16 protein-coding genes and 1 pseudogene are annotated in these 18,149 nt (G+C 51.3%); 5 read left to right on the forward strand and 12 right to left on the reverse strand.

Translation table 11 applies throughout. The features are described 5' to 3' along the window. Positions 1–192: 192 nt before the first annotated feature. Positions 193–879, reverse strand: coding sequence for a B3/B4 domain-containing protein (locus tag AC6I8X_RS25375; protein WP_497841844.1), 687 nt, complete (start codon positions 877–879; stop codon positions 193–195). A gap of 43 nt (positions 880–922) precedes the next feature. Here AC6I8X_RS25375 and AC6I8X_RS25380 point away from each other — a divergent pair, with 43 nt between their 5' ends. After that, positions 923–1,525, forward strand: a complete 603-nt coding sequence (locus tag AC6I8X_RS25380) for a helix-turn-helix domain-containing protein (protein ID WP_299451773.1) — start codon at positions 923–925, stop codon at positions 1,523–1,525. A 105-nt stretch (positions 1,526–1,630) separates the two neighbouring features. Here the strand turns inward: AC6I8X_RS25380 and AC6I8X_RS25385 are convergent, their stop codons facing one another. Next, entirely contained in the window at positions 1,631–2,677 is a 1,047-nt protein-coding gene (locus tag AC6I8X_RS25385; RefSeq protein WP_313687766.1) for a bifunctional transcriptional activator/DNA repair enzyme AdaA, read from the reverse strand. Then, on the reverse strand, positions 2,661–3,437 hold the full coding sequence (locus tag AC6I8X_RS25390) for an isocitrate lyase/PEP mutase family protein (RefSeq protein WP_497841845.1): 777 nt from the start codon (positions 3,435–3,437) through the stop codon (positions 2,661–2,663). Before AC6I8X_RS25390 ends, AC6I8X_RS25385 begins: the two co-directional genes overlap by 17 nt. Positions 3,438–4,082: 645 nt before the next feature. Here AC6I8X_RS25390 and AC6I8X_RS25395 point away from each other — a divergent pair. The 3 genes from AC6I8X_RS25395 to AC6I8X_RS25405 all read left to right on the forward strand — a co-directional run bounded on the left by AC6I8X_RS25395 (position 4,083) and on the right by AC6I8X_RS25405 (position 6,485). After that, a complete protein-coding gene (locus AC6I8X_RS25395; RefSeq protein WP_497841846.1) occupies positions 4,083–5,306 on the forward strand; it encodes an MFS transporter in 1,224 nt (407 codons plus the stop codon). Between the two features lie 88 nt (positions 5,307–5,394). Then, complete coding sequence (locus AC6I8X_RS25400; protein ID WP_497841847.1) at positions 5,395–5,703, forward strand: hypothetical protein; 309 nt, start codon at positions 5,395–5,397, stop codon at positions 5,701–5,703. Between the two features lie 77 nt (positions 5,704–5,780). Continuing rightward, positions 5,781–6,485 (forward strand): hypothetical protein, encoded by a 705-nt coding sequence (locus AC6I8X_RS25405; RefSeq protein ID WP_313687758.1) that lies wholly within the window; start codon positions 5,781–5,783, stop codon positions 6,483–6,485. A 138-nt stretch (positions 6,486–6,623) separates the two neighbouring features. Here the strand turns inward: AC6I8X_RS25405 and AC6I8X_RS25410 are convergent, their stop codons facing one another. From AC6I8X_RS25410 to AC6I8X_RS25445, 8 genes and pseudogenes are all read right to left on the reverse strand, one after another. After that, entirely contained in the window at positions 6,624–7,106 is a 483-nt protein-coding gene (locus AC6I8X_RS25410; protein ID WP_313687756.1) for a glutathione peroxidase, read from the reverse strand. Between the two features lie 425 nt (positions 7,107–7,531). Next, a pseudogene (locus tag AC6I8X_RS25415) lies at positions 7,532–8,881 on the reverse strand (MFS transporter). Between the two features lie 303 nt (positions 8,882–9,184). Then, positions 9,185–10,153 (reverse strand): sugar-binding transcriptional regulator, encoded by a 969-nt coding sequence (locus AC6I8X_RS25420; RefSeq protein WP_299451757.1) that lies wholly within the window; start codon positions 10,151–10,153, stop codon positions 9,185–9,187. 121 nt (positions 10,154–10,274) lie between these two features. Then, positions 10,275–11,132: a phosphogluconate dehydrogenase C-terminal domain-containing protein gene (locus AC6I8X_RS25425; protein ID WP_313688769.1), complete on the reverse strand. Its 858-nt coding sequence runs from the start codon at positions 11,130–11,132 to the stop codon at positions 10,275–10,277. A 5-nt stretch (positions 11,133–11,137) separates the two neighbouring features. Further along, the gene (locus AC6I8X_RS25430) at positions 11,138–11,947 is read right to left on the reverse strand and encodes a sugar phosphate isomerase/epimerase family protein (RefSeq protein WP_497841848.1); all 810 of its coding nucleotides are present in this window, start codon (positions 11,945–11,947) and stop codon (positions 11,138–11,140) included. Beyond that, the gene (locus AC6I8X_RS25435) at positions 11,947–12,723 is read right to left on the reverse strand and encodes a triose-phosphate isomerase family protein (protein WP_497841849.1); all 777 of its coding nucleotides are present in this window, start codon (positions 12,721–12,723) and stop codon (positions 11,947–11,949) included. The genes AC6I8X_RS25430 and AC6I8X_RS25435 overlap by 1 nt, the downstream gene beginning before the upstream one ends. Positions 12,724–12,726: 3 nt before the next feature. Beyond that, complete coding sequence (locus AC6I8X_RS25440) at positions 12,727–14,475, reverse strand: dihydroxyacetone kinase family protein (RefSeq protein WP_497841850.1); 1,749 nt, start codon at positions 14,473–14,475, stop codon at positions 12,727–12,729. A 2-nt stretch (positions 14,476–14,477) separates the two neighbouring features. Further along, complete coding sequence (locus AC6I8X_RS25445) at positions 14,478–15,818, reverse strand: MFS transporter (protein ID WP_497841851.1); 1,341 nt, start codon at positions 15,816–15,818, stop codon at positions 14,478–14,480. 438 nt (positions 15,819–16,256) lie between these two features. Between AC6I8X_RS25445 and rpiB the strand changes: the two genes are divergently transcribed. Continuing rightward, on the forward strand, positions 16,257–16,715 hold the full coding sequence (rpiB, locus tag AC6I8X_RS25450) for a ribose 5-phosphate isomerase B (protein ID WP_497841852.1): 459 nt from the start codon (positions 16,257–16,259) through the stop codon (positions 16,713–16,715). Positions 16,716–16,805: 90 nt separating this feature from the next. Here the strand turns inward: rpiB and AC6I8X_RS25455 are convergent, their stop codons facing one another. After that, positions 16,806–17,942: a porin gene (locus AC6I8X_RS25455; protein WP_084879672.1), complete on the reverse strand. Its 1,137-nt coding sequence runs from the start codon at positions 17,940–17,942 to the stop codon at positions 16,806–16,808. Positions 17,943–18,149: the final 207 nt, after the last annotated feature.

Genomic DNA, 18,149 nt, shown 5'->3' on the forward strand with positions numbered 1-18,149 from the left:
AATTTATGGATATATCGATGATGGGTTTTTATTTTTATTCTTTAAAATCAGTTGATTTTTAAGGTGTGGCGGAAATTCTGGAACATGTTTCGTGATTAAATGTACTCATTGGTAACTTTTGTTCTGAGCTCATAAAACCTCCTCACTCTCATCCCATTCCCCCACTCCTTCTCCTGAATAAAAGTAAAAGCGTTACTCGCAGATGAGGACTACTTCAAACTGCTGACCTGGCATCATTTCTTCAAGGCCGTCGGTAAGCATTTTCCCGGCTTCATGAAGTTGCTCCAGTGGCATCTGAGGCAGACTTTCCAGAACAAACCACATGTGTTCAGCTTCCACGCTTAAGCGGGTTCTGATCCCCTGTCGCCAGTTCCATCGACGGCAGGTTATACCAACATCATCACACCAGACGACTTCGCCAGGAGAAGGAAATTCCACTGCCGGCTCCCCTTCTTTTACGGTATCAAAAGGTTCAGTGCCTTCTGCCACAATCAGGCGGGGTGCTCCCTTATACGCTGAGATATTTTCGCCACCCACCGGGACGGCATACCGCAGGCTGACGGCATTATAGAGATCAACAACCGGGTCGAGAGCTGGCATGGCACCATCGCGAAGCACACGTTTACGTAGCGCATCAGCAGAACAGGGAGTGCGTTTGGGTTTAGCACCAAACATCTGGAATACATCTGCCCATGCGGCCAGATGGGATTCTGCCCAATCGGGGACACCTGCCAGCACCGCTTCACAGGCGGCTTTCAGCGCTGTTTCCCCAACCTGAGGGCTCACTACAGGCGCAGCCTGCACAGAGATGCTGAGCGCCCGAAAACCGGGAGCAATACCATAGACTTCAGGGGCAATTGACGCGGACACTGTGAACACGGGATAATCCTGTAACGACCATTTTATTTCATAATATCGACCAATGACCAAAAAAGTCAATTTAGTGACCGATGCCGGTGCAGATGTCAGCATAGTAAACGAAGCTGTATCGCTCCGGATTAAGCAGTACCGGAAACAAAAAAAAATGTCTCTCGATGAGCTATCCCGACGCGCAAATGTCAGTAAGGGCATGCTGGTAGAGATTGAAGGGTGTAAAGCCAACCCCAGTATTGCGCTGTTATGCCGCCTTGCGGCTGCAATGGGGGTTTCAGTGGCAGATTTTGTTGATGTGAGCACTCAGCCTGACGTCCATATTATTGCTGATACGGAGATCCCTGAACTCTGGAAAGGGGACAAAGGTGGGAGCGCCAGGCTTCTTGCTGGCTCAGGTGGGCCCGATATGACCGAACTCTGGCTGTGGGAAATGCAGCCCGGCGAAAAGTTTGAATCACCGGGGCATTCCTCGGGAACGCTGGAGTTACTGCATGTTCAGTCAGGGACGCTAACGCTGGGCGTGAAAGAGAGCCTGTTTCAGTTGAAGGCAGGATTCTCCGCTACAGCCAGAACTGATGTTCCGCATTTCTACGAAAACCAGGGAGAAATAACCGTGAACTTTATTATGACAGTCAATGAAAAAACCTCATAAGGGCCCTTATTTTGCGTCAAAAGTCATCCTGCATTTTGGCACGAAGCGGACAGCTCCAGGCATGTGATGCCCGTTATGAGCAGCCAGTTTTACGCATCGACTCATTTAACGGTTATCTCTTTCATGCTCGATAAGCCACTCTTTGCGTGAGATACCACCACCATACCCGGTGATGCCGCCATCTTTACCAATAATTCTGTGGCATGGAATGACAATCGCAATTCGGTTTGCTGCATTAGCTGCAGCAACTGCGTGTACAGCATCGGGTTTATGAAGGAGCAAAGAAATATCCTGATAGCGTGAGGTCTGTCCATAAGGAACAGCACGTAGCTCCTGCCAGACGGATCGTTGAAAATCACTGCCCGGAGTATCGAGTAAGAGATCAAACTGCCGGCGCGTTCCGGCAAAATATTCGTTGATTTCTTTGACTGTCTGCCGTGTATGACTGTTTTCTCCAGTGACAATTTTGGCGTTCAGTAAACGCTGGATGTCGCGAAACTCAGTTTCTAACATCCGGCGATCGGTAAACTCCAGCAGGCAGACTCCCTGATCTGTGGCGCAGACAAACATAGGCCCCAGCGTGGTAGTAAACCGGTGAATGAGAATGACCTGTGTGCTCTGAGTCGGAGCTGCGCCAGTGAGCCGCTTGTAGGTGTAACCAAACCCGCTTAAGGATTCGTAGCCACTATCCAGAGCGACATCCGTTGCCGCACGCCCACTTTTCAGCTCCTGAAGGGCGATATTTACCCGCTGCATTCGCTGAAAGGCCTGAAAAGTGATGCCGTGATGTTGCAGGAACCAGCGTCGCACCCGCTCCGGGCTGATCCCATGTCTGCGAAGGTCCGCGTCGGTTATACGGGATTTGATATCGCGCCTGACAAGCGCGAGCGCCTGTTCGACAAATAACGGCGCGCTGTGCGCATTTTCAGCTGGCCGACAGACTTTACAGGGACGAAAGCCAGCCGCCAGGGCAGATTTAGCATCTTTATAAAATTCAACGTTTTCACGTTTGGGCTTTCGCGCCCGGCATACCGAGATGCAAAATACGCCTGTCGTTTTGACGCCAACAAAAAACACACCCGTATATTCAGGAGCGCGTTCGAGTAATGCCTGATACCAGACATCACACAGATCATTATTTACAACTTTCATCGACAAAAAGTCCTTCAAACGTCTGATGCGAGCGGATCGCAGACATCAAATCAGTCAGCTTTGACTGAAGGGCCGAATGAACAAAATTACCCATAGAAATGCGGTTTACCCCTGCCAGTTTCAGCCTGCCGAACGACGGAAGATCTGGCATACACATGACATTCAGATGCAGATCAATGGCTTCAGCAATGACGCCAATGTCTATTTCGGACGTCAGGCAGGGAACAAAAAGGCCGTCAGCACCTGCAGCTTTATATAGCTGCCCGCGTAGTAACGTCTCCTGTAACGGTCTTTCATGCGCAAGCAGGTATGTGTCAGTACGGACGTTCATAAACAGGCGATAACCCTCACTTTTGAGCGCATCGCATACCGATTTTAGCGTACAGGAGAATTCAGAGGCATCATCAAGCTGACGAACTTGATTAATGACTCTGCTGTCTTCAAGGTTTACGCCGGATACGCCTATCTGAGCAAGGCGTTTGAGATTGGCTGTTATCTCCTCAGCTGAATCACCATATCCTGCTTCCATATCAACGCTCAATGGCAAGTCACTGACCGCCCGAATGCGGGTAACCACATAAAGTAATTCATCAAACGGCATGCTCTGACCGTCTTCATATCCTAATGTGGCAGCTATTGCTGCGCTGGACGTTCCCAGCGCCTGATAACCTGCTTTTTGCGCTGCGACAGCACTGACGGCATCCCATACGTTAGCGATAAGTAAAGGATGATTTTGGTTGTGGAGTTCTGCAAAGTTCATATCTACGTCCTCTCAATCAGGTCGGAAATGAATCTAAGCATTCAGTAAAAACGACACAACCGAAATTCAGACGACCATTTTTTTGCAAGGTTGGATCAGGTCAGTTTGGTATGCGGGGTTGACCTGGCCGTAACTTTTCAAGGTCTGCATCTGGTACATAGTGACCCTTCAGATGAAGTCTTCCACCTCCAAATGTGTGCGGTCAGATTTTGTTGGCGATGGTCAAGTAATTTGCGCACGGTCGCCCAAAATTATATTTAAGAGGAATCCCAGCTTATAGGTTTTGGATATTAGTGGTTCAGAATTAATGAGGTTTTTGTGAAGCTAAGCGTTGGTTAACTCTCAATGGTTAGAGTTCGTAGTAAGACATAATTAACTCTTACGTGTTAGTGGGGGGGTAATTGTAACTCTCTTTGATTTTATCTATTGTTCTTATGGTTTGTTGGTGTTTAATTTTTTTTAATTATGTTTTTGTGGTCACATGTGTCATATATGCTTCTTTTTTAGCTGAAGTTGCTGTTTTTTAATATCCTGTTAAATTTCGTTTGCTTTGAGTTAATTTATATTTAATATCTATTTCCAATTAATTTATGAATTTATTTATTTGGATTTTTTCAATATTAATCGGCTCAGGAATTGTCGAACTTGAGATTATTTACTAATGGTTTTAATAAGGACTCTGTTCTTTTACAGCATATAACTCTCGTTATTGGTCTTGTATGTGTAGGTATAGGTCAAACTCTACTCTACACGATATTGGGACCCGCTAGCAGAACAATAGGACTTTCAGAAGTTGGAGTTGGAACTATAGTCACATCTGCCGCTTTGATAATTACTGTAGCATCGGGATTATGGGGGGGGGTGATTACAAAAGTAGGAAGCAAAACGGCATATGCCGCTGGTATGGCTTGCTACACACTGGGAAGCTTTTCGTTAGCTTACGCAATTGGGTTAAGTATAGAAAATACTTTCTCGGTGACTTTAGTTTTCTATCTCCTTTTGGGGATACGGTGTGTGACTGGGTTTCTAACTGCGGGGATTCATCCCTCAGCAATGACTTACATTTCAGAGAGTACATCCCGGGAGAAGAGAAGTGCTGCGATAGCTTTAATTTCTTCAGCTTATGGTATTGGTTCTATTATAGGGCCTATGCTCGGTTCTTTCATGGGGGGTGGCTCTTTATTACTTCCGCTTTATGTAGCAGGAATAATATCATTGTTGGGTACCGTTATGGGCCTCATATTCCTTAAAGGAAAGGATGTTCATATCGAAGTAAATAAAAATAAAGTAAGGAGTGTGAAACTAACGGATACACGAACACTGCCAATATTGATCGCTATCGCACTTACATATGTAAGTTTCTCTGCATATCAACAAACTATATCATTTTACGTGCAGGATAATTTAAATGTTAGCTCAAATCAGAGTGTTGTGTTAACAGGTTATGCTGTTTCGATAATGGCAGTGTGTATGGTGGTAACTCAGTTATTTTATATCCAGGCATTTAAACCAAAGCCTAAATCTCTTTTGCTTTTCGGTCTATTTTCATGTGTGATTGGTTTTTTGCTTTTGGTGTTGTTTTCAAAAGTGTTATTGTTTATTTACGTTGGATCAGGATTTCTTGGTATTGGATTTGGAATGATGATTCCTGCTATCCAGTCCTCTGCGTCACTTGCAGTTAATGAGGATGAGCAAGGTGGCGTTGCTGGTTTTTTGTTTGGTGCCTCAGCTTTCGGATATGTCATAGGTCCTCTGCTTGCGACTTATGTTTACTCAGTTAATTCAAAGATTCTTTTTTCTGTATGTATACTGGCTTCAATGATTTCGGCTTTATCTACTCTCAAAATAATAAATAACAGGAATTTTTAACCAGGCTTGAATCTTCATTTTGTTAAAAACAAAATGGTAGATAAACGAGTGCATAAGCGCTTAATTCAGTCAGTTTAAGGATAGAACTATGCAAATTTCTTTGAGAAATAAGAGTCAACTGGCAGCAGAAACCAAGCCTGCACGCATGGCGGCAGAAACCAAGCCTGCACGCATGGCAGCAGAAACCAAGCCTGCACGCATGGCAGCGGAAACCAAGCCTGCCCGCATGGCAGCGGAAACCAAGCCTGCACGCATGGCGGCAGAAACCAAGCCTGCACGCATGGCAGCGGAAACCAAGCCTGCCCGCATGGCAGCGGAAACCAAACCTGCACGCATGGCGGCGGAAACCAAGCCTGCACGTATGGCAGCGGAAACACCGTTCACATGCACTGCGTGATATTTTGCATTAACTGAAAGGAAAAATAAAAAATCTAATCAAGGCTCTTAAAGAGCCTTTCATAAAGAGGTTTTCTTATGTCAAAAAAACAAGAATTTTTAAATGCTGGAGTTACTAAGATTTCCTTCTCTTTTGACGCTCTGGAACCTATTCGCCAGCTTTATTATAACATCATGAATGACAGCCTTGACCCCTTTGTAGATATTGGTATCAAAGCTCATGAGGATTATAGTGACGAGTTCAAAAATGTCAGCATGAGATGGTATTTCGCTAAGTCCCCAGCGGCTTTGGGCATTTTTAGAACTGTTTTAGATGGATGTGAACTTGCCTTAAGCAGAGATATCATCGGCAACAACAGACATACTATGCGTGTTGTTCAGGCAAATATTATTGAGACTATTGGAAGCTACCCTGTTGGACGATGGCACTCTGACTTCTATCATGAAAATCTTGGTAATAATGAGAGCGGGACTCTTTTGACTCCTCTTTTCCCTTTTCAGACTTATTTTGGTGGCCTTGAAACGACAGCTGCTCATCGTGACGAGTGCGATCTGTATGATGAACTCACAACCGTACATAAATATCAGGAAGGTCAGGCCATTCTTTTCGATGGAACCTCAACAATTCACAGAACCCAGTCTTATAATGCTTATCCTGGCGATAAAAGAATTCTTGTATGCTGGCAATTTGGATGTACTCGTGAAGAGTTACAGCCAGTTCTGTCAACGATTGGGAAGAATAATGGCGATCCTATGTTTTTTCACGAACATGATTATTTGTAAGGTTCAAAGAAATATCCTTTGTATTATTACTGCGGTGATTTTCTCATCGTTAATTAATATTGTCTGGAGTTAGCAATATCCTCTTCTGGCAAATAACTGACTGACGTATGGAGAAGATACCCTCTTAACCTGCAACACTTAAATTTCAAGTGCAGCAAGGATTGCGGCTTCCATTTTCTCCGGGGTGGTGATCGGCGCAAAACGCTTAAGCGGTTTGCCGTCGCGTCCGATCAGGAACTTAGTGAAGTTCCATTTGATCCGCCCACCCAGCACGCCGGGCAATTCGGTTTTCAGATAACGAAACACCGGGTGCGCTGCGGTTCCGTTGACCTCGACTTTCCCGAACATCGGGAAGCTCACACCGTAGTTAATGTGACAGGTCTGCGCGATTTCGTCGGCGCCACCGGGTTCCTGTTTACCGAACTGGTTGCAGGGGAAACCAAGCACCACCAAACCCCGGGCGGCGTATCTTCTGTAGAGCGCTTCAAGGCCGCCGTATTGTGGCGTGAAACCACAATGGCTGGCGGTATTCACGACCAGAACCACCTTACCCGCGTAATCGACCATAGAGATAAGCTGGCCGCTTAGACTGGTGGCGGTAAATTGATGAAAGGTGGTCATGTTAGAATCCTCATAACAGAATCAGTTTTACGTCGACATTGCCACGTAGCGCGCGTTACTGCCGGGGACTTTCAAGTTAATGATCCGCACAGGTGGAATATTACGGTGTAGGTAATGGGCATAGCCACTTGAGTTTCCAGAATGGCAAGAAAACTAAACGCGGGACAGTAAAAAGGTCGCTGATGCGATCTTAAGATAAAAAACATTGGATTGAGCACAGATATACGCGAGCCTGTAAATAATTCTGTGTCACTGCCTTCCTGTTAAAGGTGATCGCTCAGGCGGTCATCGAACTCGATAGTCCGGTAAGCTGGTAATGACTGCCTGTTCAGAGATGAAGACGCGATGCCTGCAACCCTTACAGCAAGCCGAAACAAATGCGTCCGGACCTGGGCGGCATACATACCGCCCCTGCCTTCATCACGCTATTTAGCATCTTCGATCAACGAGAGGTCGCGGCCACGGGTTTCCGGGGTAAAGAAGGTGGTAATAAAGCCCACCAGTGACATGCCCCCGACATAACAGGCGACAGACCACCAGGCGTTGCCGGTGTAATATAACAGGATTGATCCCACCATCGGGGCAATTCCCCCGGAAATAATCGCGCTGAACTCGCGGGCTACCGCCACGCCGAGATAGCGATTCTGGCTGCCAAACATCTCTGGTAACAGTGAGACCTTGGGGCCGAGCATACTGGGAATGCCGATACCAATGCCGATGGCGATAACCGCGACGCAGAGCGTGACATCCCCGGTCGAAAGACCGAACCAGGCAGGGAAGGCAAACAGGATCATGCCGAGGCAGGCATAGCGTGACAGCGGAACGCGGCCATATTTGTCCGACAGCCAGCCAAAGAAGGGGACGCAGACTAAACCAATAAGACAACCCAGCACAATTGCCAGTGAGCCAAGTGCCGCACTCATTCCTTTCACTGAGGTGATATAGCTCAGCGTCAGGGTGTAATAGATGTAGGAGTTACCGTTCTCCGCAATACGCAAACCAATCCCGCGCAACAGAGAAGGTTTGGATGTTCTTAGCAATTGTTTCACCGGATGCTCAACGGTGACGTCCCTGGCCTCCAGCTTCACGAACGTCGGGCTTTCCTGCAATCGATAGCGGATAAACAACGCAACGATCAGCAGGACAACTGAAGCGAGAAAAGGGATACGCTAGGCACCACCAAGCAAAACGCTGTGGTCCAGCGTTCCCAGCCAGACGTAAGCGCCTGATGCCAGCAGCAGGCCGCCAGGAATGCCGATAAAGGGGAGTGACGCATAGTATCCGCGCTTTTCAGACGGTGCATACTCTGTCATCAGAATGGCCACACCGGCCTGTTCTGCGCCTGCTCCCAGACCCTGCAGCAACCGCAGCAGGATCAGCAAAGCCGGTGCCAGCACGCCGACCTGTGCGCTGGTGGGTAGCAATCCCATCAGGGTTGATGAGGCTCCCATCAATGAAATGGTGGCGATCAGCACAAACTTTCGCCCGAGCCGATCACCTAACAGGCCAAAAAAGATGGCACCCAGTGGCCTGACAACAAAACCAATGGCCAGGGTCGCAAAGCTGGCAATCAGGCCAGCGGCGGGACCCAGAGCCGGGAAAAAAAGCTGACCGAATATCAGCGCGGATGCCATGCCATATAGCGCGTAATCATAATATTCGATAATGGTGCCAATGACGCTGGCCTGGCTTGCCCGTCTCAGGTTTTCCTTTGAAATATTCCTGTCCACTTCATTTACGGCGGCTTGCGATTCTATCGATGAAATTTCAGTCATAGGAACCTCAGGTCAACGAAAGGGTGATGTTCAAAAGATTTATAAATGATCTTTTGTTTGCTGGTTTTTATCTCATTTTGTCGAAGGTATTGCAGGGCTTTCCAGTGAAACCCAGTTTACCGGCTTAAATTCTGAGATGATCAGGCTACCATTGTTCCCGTATGGTTGATGAGAGATTGATCATATGTTTATTTAGTGTTCATAAGTTTGATGCAGGAGATAGCTTCGCAGAGACGCAATGAAGCAGATTTTAAAGGCAAGGGGAGTGACAAACAGGGGGCAGGGTTTAACCGCCCCCGGAGGTTACTGTTTCGACAGGCTGAGGATAGTACGGATGTTTTGCGCTGTGGTGGCAATGATATCAATGGCACCGGTACGCAGCGCACCGAGAATCGCCATCGCTTTGGTGTTCTCAGAGGCTACGGCAATTACGCAGGGGATCTTGCGCAATTCATCAATGCTCAGTCCAATTACGCGATCGTTCATCACGGTATCGACATGCTGCCCCTGGGCATTAAAAAAATCATACCCGGCGATGTCCCCGGTAACGCCCTGGTTCACGCTGGCGTCGATAATTTCATGTGGGGTAAACCAGCCCAGTTTCACCATATAGCTGTTTTCGTTCATATCACCGATGCCCACCAGGGCGATATCGGCTTTGCGCGCGCGATCCAGCGTTTCTTTGATGGTGCCGTTCTGCATAAACGCTTCTTTTAACGCGCGGTTTTCCACATAGGCCGGGGCATACAGGGATTCACTGGTACCACCAAACTTCTTCGCCAGACGACGGCTGATATGGTCAGCATTGATGGCATCGCCGGGGCGGTGCGTCCCGCCGATACCGCAAATGAAGTGGCAATTACGCATCGGTACCTGGCCGGGGTGATCGGCGACCGCCGCTACGTTGCTTCCCTGGCCGACAGCGACCACGGTGTTGTCCTTCAGCGATTGTGCCAGATGGGAGGAAACCAGTGCGGCGACCTGGCGGCGTTGTTCTTCCGCATCCTGGAGATCCAGCGCAATCAGCGCCCGTTGTAACTGCGGAAAACGCTCCAGCAGTTGTTGCTCCAGACGGGTACTGAACACCGGGTGGTAGCGCACGTTGATCTCGACGATGCCTTCTTCGCGTGCCCGCTTCAGCAGGCGGCCAACTTTAATACGTGAAATACCAAACTTACGCGCAATCTCTTCCTGGGTAATTTCATCCTGATAATAGGCAACGGCAATTTCCGTCAGCAGCTCGGCATCCTGAGATAGCGTGTTTTTATTCATTGGTTAACCTGCCTGGCAGCGAGATGTCTGGGTGAGTCGATATGCAATAGGGAGGAGTTATATCACTGATACGGCTCGCTTTGCCAGACAGCGGCATTGCAAGCCGTAATCATCATCACGGTTAACGGCGGATTGCGTCAATTTTCAGCATGCGGGCGATAACGATATCCAGTTCTTTCTGGTCAAAGATTTGTTTCCAGTCCGGTTTCACGATTTTCTCACGGCCATATTCCATGGCGATCATGCAGGCATCGGAGAAGGGGTTGGTGGCACGGAACGCCACCGCCAGCGCGATCTGAATATGACCATACAACATCGCTTTCGCCGCTTCCTCCGGTACGCCGCTGTGTTTGACGGTTTCGTCCAGCGCTTCTTTCATAAAGGCACCGACCATGCAGGCGACGGTTTCCACCAGTGTCGGTTCCAGATAGGCCAGCTGGGTCACGGTCACCCAGTGGACCTGCTCAACCGGGCCGTACATCACGCTGATGACTTTACTCAGCTCCGCTTTCTGTTCATCGCTGCCGGTTTCATAGGACGCAGCAACGTGCTGAACGGCGGCCACGCCACCAAAGGCATCGGCATGTTCTTCTTTGGTATAACGCGCCAGAAACACCGAAGGGTGGCAGGGGTGCGCCACGGCATATTCGATGCCATCACGATGAGCAATCAGGTTGGCATAGGCGGCGGCCGGATCGAGGGTCAGCAGCACGGCACCTTTCTTCATCTGCGGCACCACGCCTTCAGAGACTTTGCCCAGTACGATATCCGGCACTGCCAGAATCACCACGTCACTGAGCGGCACCACGGATGCCGCATCCGACAGCTCACGTCCCTGGGCAGTGACCTGCTCCTGGGCTTGCGGCGAATTTTCGCAATAAAACACCTGATAATCGCTTTTCTGGAAATTGGCGGAGATACGCATGCCCATTTTGCCGCCTGCGCCAATCACGGTGATAGTTTTCAGTGTATTGCTCATGGTTATTACTCCTGATCTTGTTTACTACGTAAGAATTCCACGGTGCGGCGCGTCCATTCGGCTTCGCGCTCGCAGGTCAGGCTGGCGTCGTCCTGCCACGGCAGCCAGTGTTCAACGATCTGATTGATACCTTTTTCCGCCGGACGCACGCTGGCGATCATGCGGTCGTAATCGAGCAGACCTTCCCCCATCGGGCAACCGGCAAAGGTAAACCCAACCCAGCCATCACGGCGGGTAAAGGCGAAATCTTTGATATGCAGATTGCCAACGCGGGCAGCGGTATTGGCAATCACCTGCTCAGGCAGTTCCAGCCCGGCCACGCAGTTGGCGGGATCGAGACACACTCCCAGCCACGGCGAGAGGAATTTGTTGATTACCGACATCATGGCGGCGCTGTTCACCTGCTCATAGGTTTCCAGGCACAGCCGCACCTGCTGGCGGGCAAAGTCCGGCAGCACGGCAGCGATCAGTTCGCTGGCCTCTCCCAGAGAGGGGCGATGATCGACGGTGTAGAACATGGAGCGCACCACGCGGGCATCGAGGATCGCGGCCATATGCAGGTAACGGCGCAGATGGGCAGTTCCCAGGCCACGGGTACCGAGTTCCAGGGTCATCCCCAGCGCATCGGCCTGCTGACGCAGCGTCTGCAACTGTTCGTCTGACCAGCTTTCAATCGCCGGGTAATCGCAAATCTGGAACACTGAAACATCCAGCTCCGCAGTCTGCTCAAGCATCTGGCTGAGCGTCAACGGGTGAGGGACTTTCGCTGACATGCGCCAGAAAAACGCATAGGTACTGAGTCCGATACGGCTCATTAACGGATCTCCTTTAAAAGCACACTGGCTTCATCAACAATCTGCGTCAGCGCGTTCGGGTCATGGGCGAAACGGCCGAGGAACAGCCCATCGACGCTGCCTCCCAGACGCTGGATCAGCCCCGGCCCGGCGCTGCCGCCATAAATCACCTGTAAGGTCACACCGGGGGGCGTGGGTAACTGGCGCAGGCCAGCGCACACCGCCCGGATGTAGTGGTCAGGTGCGGGTTGCGGTGCACCAATCGCCCACTGGGGTTCGTAAGCAAACAACAGGCTGCCGCGCAGGCCCTGTTGTTCCGCTTCTGCCAGCGCTTCTGCCAGCTGTTGTGCGCAGAGTGCAATGGCCTGATCGGGGCTACCCTCATGCTCTTCGCCAATACACAGCACCGGCGTCAGGCCATGACGTAACGACATCGCCACCTTGGCGGCGATTTGGGTTTTATCTTCATGAAAATGCCGACGACGTTCAGCGTGGCCGATTTCTGCCAGTGAGCAGCGCAGCTCCTGCAACATGCTGGCGCTTACTTCGCCGGTCCAGGCACCGTTTTCCGCCTGGCAGACATCCTGGCCGCCGAAGCGCACCGGCGTATCGGCAAAGATCTCCGCGACCGCCGGGATGGCCGGGTAAGCAGGTAATACAAACAACCCGATCTCACCGCTCTGGATCGCCGGATGGCGCTGTGCCAGCCCGGCGACATCCCGGCACCATGCCAGTGTCTGCTGATAGCCAAAGTACATTTTCAGGCTGACGCCGAGCCAGAGTTTCGGTTGCGCCATGCTTCAGGCTCCCTGCTCGGTCGTCGTGGCCGGTTCTTTCAGCAGGCCACCCACGATATTGACCACCATCGCCAGTGAAATCGCGCCGGCATCCGGTGTACCCAGGCTCTTTTCAGCCAGCGGACGTGCGCGGCCCATTTTGGGTAACAGCTGTGCGGTGGCCTGCGCTGCCTGATCGGCAACCTGGGCCGCCTCCAGCCAGGCATCCGTCAGCGTCTTGCCTTTGGCGACGGCGGCATTGAGGCTATCGCTGAACGGCACCAGTACATCCACCATGGTTTTGTCACCCGGGCGGGCTTTGCCAAAATGCATAATGCCTTCTTTGGCGTGCAATACCCCGTTGGCTACACGCTGTGCATCAGGTGTCTGCTGATCGCCAAACGCAGTACCGAGCGCCGTCAGCGCTACGCCCCACAATGCCCCGGAGGTTCCACCGGCTTTATCTGCCCAGGCATCCGCAGCACGACACAGCAGGCTGCCTGCACCGGCCCCGCGTGCCGCGACATCACGGGCTTTTGCCACCGCACCGAGGGAACCCCGTTCCATCCCGATGCCGTGGTCGCCATCACCTGCAACCGCATCAATATCGCCCAGCTGCTGCGCATTGCGTTGCAACATGGCGGCGATGGCCTCCAGCATGTGCAGCACGCGCTGCGCACTTTCCTGTGATTCCACGCTGGCCTCGGGCAGGGGTTCTTCCACGCTTTCCACACATTCGGCGGCGCTCAGTGGTTCGGCGGCGATCACGCTGCCTTTGCGGTAGGCAGGGGTATTGGCTGGGGCGCGCCAGAAGGTTTCCAGCTCATCATCCAGCCACATCAGGGTGAGGGAGGCACCGGCCATATTGAAGCTGGTGACAAACTCGCCGACATCCGGTTCCACCACCTGCAACTGCGCTTCTGCCAGCAGTTGCGCGACGCGGCGATACACCACAAACAGTTCTTCATATTTGACTGAGCCGAGGCCGTTGAGGATCACTGCAACACGTTGTCCAGCCGGGCTTCCGATGTCTGGCGGCAGTTCACCCAGCAACCGATCGACAAAGATCTCCGCCAGCACATCGGCGCGTGGAACATCGTCTTCTTTGATGCCGGGTTCACCGTGGATACCCATACCCAGCGCCATGCGTCCTTTTTCCACTTCAAACAGCGGATGCGTTGCCCCTGGCAGGCTACAGCCGGAAAACGCCACGCCAAAGGAGCGGGTACGTTCGTTAGCGTGTTGCGCCAGTTTCAGCACCGCTGCGAGGTCATAACCCGCTTCAGCTGCCGCGCAGGCTGCTTTAAATACCGTGAGATCACCGGCTACGCCGCGACGTTTCTCGCGCTCGCTGACGCTGGCGCTGGAGATATCATCAGTCACCGCCAGCACTTCGCAGGCAATGCCCTCGGCGCGCAGGCGTTCACAGGCCTGGCCGAAATGCAGTACATCACCGGCATAGTTGCCGAACATCAGCAACACGCCTGCGCCATTGTGAGCGGCGCGCGCCACGTTATAGATTTGCTGCGCTGAAGGGGAGGCGAACAGATTTCCCATCGCGGCACCGTGTGCCAGACCCTGCCCAACCAGACCGGCGAAGGCGGGATAGTGACCGGAGCCACCCCCCACCACAACGGCGACGGTATCCGGCTGGCTGCGTGTGCTGCGCACCACACCGCCGGGTACCTGACGAACTTTGTCGGCGTTAGCAGCGACAAATCCTTCAATCAGTTCAGCGGCAAAGGCTGAAGGTTGGTTAAACAGGTACGTCATTATTATTGCTCCTGTGCGAGAGAAGTTGGCTGAGGCAGGGGCTGCAAGCGGCGGCGGTTGAGCAGCAGCATCAAAATGGCGGACAGCAGCATGAATCCACCCACCACAAACATCGGCAGGGCATAGCTGCTGGTGGCGTCATGCAACGCGCCGGTGATATAGCCCGCTGAAAAACCAGCGACATTACCCAGGGTATTGATCAGGGCGATAGCCGCGGCGGCAGAAGCGCCGGTCAGGAACTGAGTCGGTAAGGTCCAGAAATTCGGTAAGGCAGCAAAAATCGAGCTGGCCGTAATCGCAATGACCAGAATGGTGGCCAGCGGTGAATCCATATACAGCGCCATCGGAACGCTGACGCCACCCGCAAGCGCGGGAATGGCGATGTGCCAGGTTTTGCAGCCGCGTCGGGTGGTATCTTTTGACCAGAAGAACATCACGACAGCGGCGATCAGATATGGCACGCCGGTGATCAACCCTTTCTGCATCACGTTAAAGGTGGTGCCGAACTGCTGCTGGAAGCCCGAGATGATGGTGGGCAGGAAGAACGCCAGCGCATACAGACCATAAATAAAGCCGAAGTAAATCAGGCACAGCATCCAGACGCGGCCATTGCCCATCACCGAACGCACGCTGTGATGTGCCTGGTGCTGTTTCGTCTGATGCTCTTTTTCCAGCTCGCTGGTGAGCCAGTTCTTTTCTTCCTCGTTTAGCCATTTGGCCTGGCGTGGGGCATCCACCAGCCAGAACAGGGCCGCGATACCGATCAGGATCGCCGGGATCGACACGCCCATAAACATCACGCGCCAGCCATCGAGGCCGAACAGGCCGTGCTGCTCAATCAGCCCTGCGGCCAGCGGTGCGCCAAATACCACGGTGAGCGGTTGTGCCAGATAAAACAGCGACAGGATTTTGCTGCGATGGCGGGCGGGTACCCACATGCTGAGATACAGAATCGCCCCCGGGAAGAAGCCCGCTTCGGCAATCCCCAGCAGCAGGCGCAGGGTATACAGGCCTTGCACGCTACTCACCCAGGTGAACAGCAATGACACGATCCCCCAGCTGATCATGATACGTGCCAGCCAGCGACGTGCGCCGAAACGATGCAGCGCCAGGTTGCTTGGTACTTCCAGCAGGATGTAACCGATAAAGAACACCCCGGAAGCGAGACCAAATTGCAGTGCGGTGATGCCCAGGTCCTGGGTCATGCCATTTGGGCCAGCAAAGGAGATCGCGGTGCGATCAAGGAAGTTAATAAAGAACATCAGGGCGACGAAGGGGACCAGTCGCCAGGATATTTTGCGGATAGCGGATTGCTCCACCGCCGCCAGATTTGGCTGACTCATAACGCACCTCCATGACGTGCGTGGTTGATCTTGATAAGCGGTGTTGGCCAGACGCAAACGGCGTGCTGGCTGCAAGTGAACGGCGAAATACAGGGCTGATTACACATGTTCGAGTCCTTCAGGGGTCTTCTTGTGCTTTAGTGTCTGTAGCGAACAAATGAACATTACACGTATAAATGAGCAGCTCTCAAGCGCCACTTCCGAAAAATGTGAGGCGGCTCATATGTTAGGAAATTGATCAATATTTCGGATTTCAGGCCCTGTTTCGGCTGGATTCCCTGCTGCAAGGGCTTCATTGTCGCAATGCGCTCAAAACTTCCGACTCAAACAAAAGAACTCATGTTGAACATATGAACGATGTTGTGGCAGGCTGTATGAGAAGAGTCGATCGCCTGTGAAGATCGCAGGCCTGAGCGCATAACCTGCTGGAGAAAATGTATGAAAACCATTGCCATTGGTGCCGATGATGCGGCCATCGATCTGAAAAACCTGATTAAACGCTATCTGGAAGAGAAGCAATACGATGTACAGGACTACAGCAATGATGCACAGAATGATCGTCCGATGTACCCGGATGTGGCGTTTGCACTGGCAACGGCTATCCAGCAGGGTGAGCACGATCGCGGCATTCTGCTGTGTGGCACCGGCATCGGTGTGGCGATAGTGGCAAACAAGGTCGCAGGCGTGCGCGCGGCGCAGTGCCATGACACCTTTTCTGCGGAGCGTGCGCGTAAAAGTAACAATGCACAGATTATGACGATGGGATCGCGTGTCATTGGACCGGAACTGGCAAAGAACATCGTCAACGCCTGGCTGGCTTCCGAGTTTGAAGGGGGTGGCTCGACGGCGAAAGTCGAAAAGATCGGTTATTACGAACAGGTCTGTCTGGCGAAGTAACTGTCTGACGTTTTTATCGGTGCTGGCCTGAGAAAAAAAAGGAGCATCGCGATGATGCTCCATTATTATTCGTTAACGACAGAACCGTTATCAGAAGTCGTAGAATAACGTAATCCAGGTTGCGTCTGCTTCATTATCTGAAGTGCTGGCAATGGTGCGTTCTACGTACAAGGATAAGCCATGGCCGAAGTTACTGCCCACACCTAAATAAGTGTGGTTAGCATGATACTCTTCATCACCTTTGAGGCGCAGTGAGTCGGCAGCAATATAAGGCTGTACCGATTTAAACCACGGTGCATCGATATTGAAGGTATAACCGACGAAACTTTCCAGACCATATCCGCTACCGGCGAAATAGTGATCGACGGTTGAATAACGCGTGCTCGGTACGAAGTCTTTGTAGTAACTTGCGGTTCCTACAATATACCAGTTGCCTGGCTGCCACGTCAGCGCAGTACCCGACAGCTGCTGATGGTATTTCTTCTCATTATAATCATTATCACGCATGGTGGCATTCGTGATGCTGTAAGCCGCACTCAGGGTCAGCGATTTAGTCAGATTATAATCGAAGCCTAAACCCTGGCCGCTATTACGACGATAGAAAAGGCCATCCCCGGCATTCAGGTTATCTTCTGGTAACAGGTAATTGGCATAAACCGTCAGGTCACCAAAAGTATTTTTATACTTGATGCTATTCTTGGCTCTGTTTGCGCCGTCGTAGTTACCGTTGATACCAATACCGGTGCCACCCGCGTGACCATCGTTGTCCCAGACGTCACTTTTCATACCCACAACTTCGTAATAAATACCGTACTGGTGGCCGTAGGTCAGGGTACCGTAACGGTCATCTTTGATGCCCGCGTACAGTTTCCTCTGCGTATCACGCTGTTTACCTTCAGGATAGTGGCTATCCCATCCGGCAGCTTTGGCCAGATCGACACCCACTTCATACATGGCAATAACCGACGTATGCTGGCTGAGTGCGTAATCGCCACTAAAGCGGAAACGGGTGCCACCGTCATGCCCATTTTTATAATAACCCGGCTCCGGACCATTATTAAAAATGAATTCAGGACGAATACTGCCGCCAAATTGCAGACTCAGCGGCGCTAACAGCGCATTGCTGTCCTTGTTCTTCTCAAGGATGGTTATTTCAGCGTGCGCTGAATTGGCTACGGCCAGCAACGTGGCTGTGGTGAGACATAGTGATGTGGTGAGTTTTTTCATAGTATCCATTTCTTATTATGATAACGCTTAGAAAAAGCGGGCTGAAATTTTTACCATGATTGAAATGTATTGAATATATAAAATTCTTATATCACTCAGCATTGATAAGAATAGTTCTCAGTAACAGGGCTAACCTGAAGAGAATATGCGCTAGAAATGATGAGGTATCGAACTTTATCAGATTGAATTACATACAGTGGGGTTATT

The sequence above is a fragment of the Pantoea sp. X-Soil-TKNS-1280 genome, assembly GCF_059730475.1.

Excerpts from the sequence above, each read along its gene's own strand:
- AC6I8X_RS25420 (WP_299451757.1), bottom strand. The coding sequence starts at position 10,153 with ATGAATAAAAACACGCTATCTCAGGATGCCGAGCTGCTGACGGAAATT.
- AC6I8X_RS25400 (WP_497841847.1), top strand. The coding sequence starts at position 5,395 with ATGCAAATTTCTTTGAGAAATAAGAGTCAACTGGCAGCAGAAACCAAG.
- rpiB (WP_497841852.1), top strand. The coding sequence starts at position 16,257 with ATGAAAACCATTGCCATTGGTGCCGATGATGCGGCCATCGATCTGAAA.
- AC6I8X_RS25455 (WP_084879672.1), bottom strand. The coding sequence starts at position 17,942 with ATGAAAAAACTCACCACATCACTATGTCTCACCACAGCCACGTTGCTG.
- AC6I8X_RS25435 (WP_497841849.1), bottom strand. The coding sequence starts at position 12,723 with ATGGCGCAACCGAAACTCTGGCTCGGCGTCAGCCTGAAAATGTACTTT.
- AC6I8X_RS25425 (WP_313688769.1), bottom strand. The coding sequence starts at position 11,132 with ATGAGCAATACACTGAAAACTATCACCGTGATTGGCGCAGGCGGCAAA.
- AC6I8X_RS25385 (WP_313687766.1), bottom strand. The coding sequence starts at position 2,677 with ATGAAAGTTGTAAATAATGATCTGTGTGATGTCTGGTATCAGGCATTA.
- AC6I8X_RS25410 (WP_313687756.1), bottom strand. The coding sequence starts at position 7,106 with ATGACCACCTTTCATCAATTTACCGCCACCAGTCTAAGCGGCCAGCTT.
- AC6I8X_RS25430 (WP_497841848.1), bottom strand. The coding sequence starts at position 11,947 with ATGAGCCGTATCGGACTCAGTACCTATGCGTTTTTCTGGCGCATGTCA.
- AC6I8X_RS25390 (WP_497841845.1), bottom strand. The coding sequence starts at position 3,437 with ATGAACTTTGCAGAACTCCACAACCAAAATCATCCTTTACTTATCGCT.
- AC6I8X_RS25405 (WP_313687758.1), top strand. The coding sequence starts at position 5,781 with ATGTCAAAAAAACAAGAATTTTTAAATGCTGGAGTTACTAAGATTTCC.
- AC6I8X_RS25445 (WP_497841851.1), bottom strand. The coding sequence starts at position 15,818 with ATGAGTCAGCCAAATCTGGCGGCGGTGGAGCAATCCGCTATCCGCAAA.
- AC6I8X_RS25380 (WP_299451773.1), top strand. The coding sequence starts at position 923 with ATGACCAAAAAAGTCAATTTAGTGACCGATGCCGGTGCAGATGTCAGC.
- AC6I8X_RS25440 (WP_497841850.1), bottom strand. The coding sequence starts at position 14,475 with ATGACGTACCTGTTTAACCAACCTTCAGCCTTTGCCGCTGAACTGATT.